This window comes from Thauera aminoaromatica S2, from assembly GCF_000310185.1.
GTDB classification, from domain to species: domain Bacteria; phylum Pseudomonadota; class Gammaproteobacteria; order Burkholderiales; family Rhodocyclaceae; genus Thauera; species Thauera aminoaromatica.
The window spans coordinates 1-4,981 of sequence record NZ_AMXD01000201.1; the positions used below are offsets into that span (position 1 = coordinate 1).

The window sequence follows — 4,981 nt, forward strand, 5'->3', positions numbered from 1 at the left end:
CGCGGCCTCGGCCGCATTGGCGGGCGCCAGCACCAGCGCGCGTCCGGCGCGCGCGGCGGCGAGCGCTGCCGAGAGCACCCCGCGCACCGGGCGCAATCCGCCGTTCAGCGAAAGCTCGCCGCACAGCTCCAGGCGCGGGAGCAGCCGCTCGGCCACCTGGCCGGAGGCGGCGAGGATGCCAATCGCGATCGCGAGATCGAAGCGCCCGCCCTCCTTGGGCAGGTCTGCAGGCGCCAGGTTGACGGTGATGCGGCGCTGGGGAAACTCGAACTGCGCCGACTGGATCGCCGCACGCACGCGGTCGCGCGCCTCGCGCACCTCGGTGTCGGCGAGGCCGACGAGATGGAACTGCGGCAGGCCGTTGCCCAGGTGGACCTCGACCGTGACCGGGGGCGCCTCGATCCCGTCGAGCGCGCGCGCATGAACGAGGGCGAGCGACATCTGCGACTCCGGACGGAAAGGAATCGTCAGTCTAGCGGAGCCGCGGTCGATGACAAAGAAATATGCGGAACGCGGGACCGGGGGCATTCGGTCACGAGACGCATACGGTGTTTCATGCAGACGCGAACGCAGCATCCAGCGTGTCGCGACGCCCATCGCCACCCACCGTCCGTTCGCGGCTGGCGCCGCTCCTACGAGGTTTCCGGGAACCTTGCCGGTTTCCGCAGGAGCGCCGCCAGACGCGAATGCAGCGTGTGGAAACGCAGCTGGATCAGGCCTTGTCGCCGCCGGCCAGCTTCGCTTCCAGTTCGGCGACGCGCGCCTCGAGCTCGGCGAGCTTGCGCCGCGCCTGCGCGAGCACCTCGCGCTGCACCTCGAATTCCTCGCGGGTGACCAGGTCGAGCTTGCCGAAGGCCGAGCCGAGCATGGCCTTGGCGTTCTTCTCGATGTCGCGGACGGGGCTGTTGGCGGCGAGTTCGGAGAGGCGGGCACCGATTTCGTCGAGGATGCGGGGCGTGCTCATGATGGCGTGGATTCCGGGTTGCAGAGGCGTCGGAGTCTAGCACGCACGCCCCTGCCGACTGGAGCGCCGGCGGCCCGCCGCACACGATCGGCGCAGGCGCGGTGCGCGCGACATTGCCGTGATCACGACTTGCGTCGTTCCGGCAGGGGCCCGGGCGACGCAGGGGTGGGCGAAGGTTTTCGTAGGAGCGACGCAAGTCGCGATCTGGCGCCAAGAACCGTCAACCATCGCTCGCACAACACGAATGGCGCACCACATTGGTGCGCAACGCCCCGAAATCGCGCGCCCATCCCTGCCGCAGCGCAGCAAGATCCGCCCGCCGACAAGCGGAAACCTAGGAATCACCAGGCTTTCCGCACCCTGGCACGCCACGTGCTTAGCGAGTCTCGTCGCGAACTTTCCAAACCTCGTCAGGAGATGACCATGCACACGAAACCGCTCGCCACCGCGCTCGCCATCCTCGCCACGATCGCCACCGCCGGCACCGCCCATGCCGGCGACGGCCCCTTCACCGCCAACGTCGGCCTGGTGTCCGACTACGCCTACCGCGGCTGGAGCCAGACCGACGAGCGTCCCGCGCTGCAGGGCGGCTTCGACTACGCCCACGACAGCGGCCTGTACGCCGGCGTGTGGGGCTCGAACGTATCGTGGCTGTCGGACGCCAACACGGACGTCAGCAACAGCCTCGAGCTCGACCTCTACGGCGGTTACAAGGGGACGGTCGGCGCCATCGGCTACGACGTCGGCCTGCTGCAGTACTACTACCCCGGCAGCTACCCCAAGCCCTACAACAGCCCGAACACGCTCGAGGGCTATGTCGGCCTGTCGTGGGAGTTCCTGTCCTTCAAGTACTCGTACGCCTTCACCGACCTGTTCGGCTACGACAAGTCGGACGGCAGCCAGTACTACGACCTCGGCGCCGCGGTCGATGTCGGCGGCGGCTTCACCCTCGCCGCCCACGTCGGTTACAGCGACATCAAGGGCCAGGACGACTACACCGACTGGAAGCTGGGCGTCACCAAGGAGTTCGGCGGCTTCAACTTCGGCCTGCACTACGTCGACACCGACGTGGACAACGCCGACCTCGCCGACGAGCGCGTGATCCTGTCGATCGCCAAGAGCTTCTGAGCATCGCCCATCCGGAACCGGAGAAAGACATGAAATTCATCGCTGCAATCATCAAGCCCTTCAAGCTCGACGAGGTCCGCGAGGCGCTCTCGGCCATCGGCGTGCAGGGCATCACCGTGACCGAGGTCAAGGGCTTCGGCCGCCAGAAGGGCCACACCGAGCTCTATCGCGGCGCCGAGTACGTCGTCGACTTCCTGCCCAAGGTCAAGGTCGAGGCCGCCATCCCCGACGACATCCTCGACCAGGCGATCGAAGCGATCGAGAAGTCCGCCGCCACCGGCAAGATCGGCGACGGCAAGATCTTCGTCTTCGAACTCGAGCAGGCCATCCGCATCCGCACCGGCGAGACCGGCCCGGACGCGCTGTAAGGGAGCAACGCAAAATGAGAAAACTCCTCGCATACCTGCCGGCGGCAGCCCTGCTCGCCGGCGTCTCCGGCGGCGCCTTCGCCCAGGAGGCCGCGGCCGCCGTGGCCGAGGTGCACAAGGGCGACGTGGCCTGGATCATGACCTCCACGCTGCTCGTGCTGATGATGGCCCTGCCCGGCCTGGCGCTGTTCTACGGCGGCATGGTGCGCGCCAAGAACATGCTCTCGGTGCTCATGCAGGTCATGACCGTGTTCTCGCTCAACGCCCTGCTGTTCGCGATCTACGGCTACAGCCTGACCTTCACCGAAGCCAGCCCCTTCATCGGCTCGCTCGACAAGGTCTTCCTGTCCGGGGTGACGATCGAGACGCTCGCCGACACCTTCACCGAGACCGTGAAGCTGCCCGAGTTCGCCTTCATCGCCTTCCAGGCCACCTTCGCCGGCATCACCGGTGCGCTCATCGTCGGTGCCTTCGCCGAGCGCATGAAGTTCTCCGCGGTGCTGATCTTCTCGGTGATCTGGTTCACGCTGTGCTACCTGCCGATCTGCCACATGGTGTGGGGCCCGGGCGGCTACCTGCTCGAAGACGGCGCGCTCGACTTCGCCGGCGGCACCGTGGTGCACATCAACGCCGGCATCGCCGGTCTGGTGGGCGCCTGGATGGTGGGCAAGCGCATCGGCTACGGCCGTGAGGCGCTCGCACCGCACAGCCTGACCCTGACCATGGTCGGCGCCTCGCTGCTGTGGGTGGGCTGGTTCGGCTTCAACGCCGGATCCAACCTCGAAGCCACCGCCGGCGCTGCGCTCGCCTTCATCAACACCCTGGTCGCCACCGCCGCCGCGGTGCTCGCCTGGTCGCTCGGCGAGGCGCTCATCAAGGGCAAGCCCTCGATGCTGGGCGCGGCCTCGGGTGCGGTCGCCGGCCTGGTGGCGATCACCCCGGCCTGCGGCTCGGTCGGCCCGATGGGCGCGATCGTGATCGGCACCCTCTCCGGCTTCATCTGCCTGTGGGGCGTGAATGGGCTCAAGCACATGCTCGGTGCGGACGACGCGCTCGACGTGTTCGGAGTGCACGGCGTGGGCGGCATCGTCGGCGCGATCCTCACCGGCGTGTTCGCCGCGCCCAGTCTGGGCGGCACCGGCGCCGAGGACTTCTCGATCGCCTCGCAGGTGTGGATCCAGACCTGGAGCGTGCTCGTGACCATCGTGTGGTCGGCCGTGGTCGCCTTCGTCGCCTACAAGGTCGCGGACCTGCTGGTCGGGCTGCGCGTGCCGGAAGACGAGGAGCGTCAGGGCCTCGACACCACGGCGCACGGCGAGACCGCCTACCGCTACTGAGCCGGCTTGCGGAACCGTGCTCCTCCGGTTCCCATCCCCTCGCGGCGCCCTTCGGGGCGCCGTTTTTCTTTGGCGCGCCCCCAATGGAAGCGATCGGGCGCAACCCCCTGCCGGCATTCGCGCAGCGCAAGCCTGCCAGAGGCACCGCAAGCTTGCCGTTCGCCCCACCGCACGATGACATCGGGAGAATCCCCGGGGTCCAGTCCACCCCGAGGCAACGCCCCATGCGTCACAAGATCGCCCCTCTCCGCCTGCTTTCCCTCGCCGCACTCGTTACCGGCTGATTCTCGATGCCGGCCCCTGGGTCGCCCTGCTTTGCCGTGATGACACGCACCATGAATGAGCCAAGGCGCAGTTTGCGCAATACCCAGGACCTTTCCCGACTTGTGAGGCGGTGGTCGCGGAGGCCTGTCTCCTCCTCGCTCGTGCCGGCTTCGACCCCGCCCGGGCACTCATGCTGCTCGAACGGAGCGCCGTGCACATCGCCTTGTCACTGGAGTCGCAGACCGCTCCCGTGCGCACGCTGTTCGAACGCGACGACAATGTGCCAGCCTCGCTGGCCGACGCCTGTCTCTTGCGCATGTCCGAGCTCTTCGAGCCCTGCAGCATCCTGACTCTCGGCAGAAATTTCGGCATCTACCGACGCCTCGGCCGCAAGACGATTTCGCTGATGTCGCCCTGCGCGCAAGTGCGGACTGATTGAGCACGCACGCCGCGGGACTCGACCCGCTGCTCGGCTTCTACCAGCGCCCGGCCTTCGATCGAAGCCCTGCACGCGCTGCTGCGACCGCCCCCGAGCATGGGCGGGGCGCGATCGGACGGGTAGACTGCGAGGACCTCCCGAACGCCCCTCCTGGATCTCCATGCTTTTCTCCGACTGGCACAGCTACGACCACTACGGCCTCGCCTTCGTCGCCTTCTTCGGCACCCTCGCCGCCGTGTTCCTGATCCAGTGGGTGATGATGCGCTCGCGCTGGGCGGGATGGATGCAGTCCCTGCAGGGGGTGGCGCCCCCGTTCATGAACGCGCTCGGCGTGCTCTTCGGCCTGGTGCTGGCCTTTCTCGCCAACGACACCTGGAGCGCGCACGACCGCGCGATGAGCGCGGTGTATCGCGAGGCGGACGGCCTGCGCAGCATCGGCGCGCTCGCCGCCACGCTGCCCGAGCCACTCGGCGGCGAGCTG

The 4,981-nt window shown here is 68.0% G+C and carries 7 protein-coding genes; 5 read left to right on the plus strand and 2 right to left on the minus strand.

Going from position 1 to position 4,981, the window contains the following annotated elements; all coding sequences use genetic code 11:
• Positions 1 to 441: magnesium chelatase domain-containing protein (locus C665_RS18325; protein WP_004326116.1), on the minus strand; the 441-nt coding region annotated here is incomplete at its 3' end.
• A gap of 271 nt (positions 442 to 712) precedes the next feature.
• The gene (locus C665_RS18330) at positions 713 to 964 is read right to left on the minus strand and encodes an accessory factor UbiK family protein (RefSeq protein ID WP_004326118.1); all 252 of its coding nucleotides are present in this window, start codon (positions 962 to 964) and stop codon (positions 713 to 715) included.
• Between the two features lie 423 nt (positions 965 to 1,387).
• On the opposite strand from C665_RS18330, the gene C665_RS18335 reads away from it, so the two are divergent.
• The 5 genes from C665_RS18335 to C665_RS18355 all read left to right on the plus strand — a co-directional run.
• The gene (locus tag C665_RS18335) at positions 1,388 to 2,092 is read left to right on the plus strand and encodes a TorF family putative porin (RefSeq protein WP_004326120.1); all 705 of its coding nucleotides are present in this window, start codon (positions 1,388 to 1,390) and stop codon (positions 2,090 to 2,092) included.
• A 29-nt stretch (positions 2,093 to 2,121) separates the two neighbouring features.
• Positions 2,122 to 2,460, plus strand: a complete 339-nt coding sequence (gene glnK, locus C665_RS18340; protein WP_004326122.1) for a P-II family nitrogen regulator — start codon at positions 2,122 to 2,124, stop codon at positions 2,458 to 2,460.
• A gap of 110 nt (positions 2,461 to 2,570) precedes the next feature.
• The gene (locus C665_RS18345) at positions 2,571 to 3,797 is read left to right on the plus strand and encodes an ammonium transporter (protein ID WP_004326123.1); all 1,227 of its coding nucleotides are present in this window, start codon (positions 2,571 to 2,573) and stop codon (positions 3,795 to 3,797) included.
• Between the two features lie 454 nt (positions 3,798 to 4,251).
• On the plus strand, positions 4,252 to 4,500 hold the full coding sequence (locus C665_RS18350) for a hypothetical protein (RefSeq protein WP_012584527.1): 249 nt from the start codon (positions 4,252 to 4,254) through the stop codon (positions 4,498 to 4,500).
• Positions 4,501 to 4,660: 160 nt separating this feature from the next.
• Positions 4,661 to 4,981 (plus strand): bestrophin-like domain (locus C665_RS18355; RefSeq protein ID WP_004326127.1); only part of this gene is annotated, 321 nt, incomplete at its 3' end.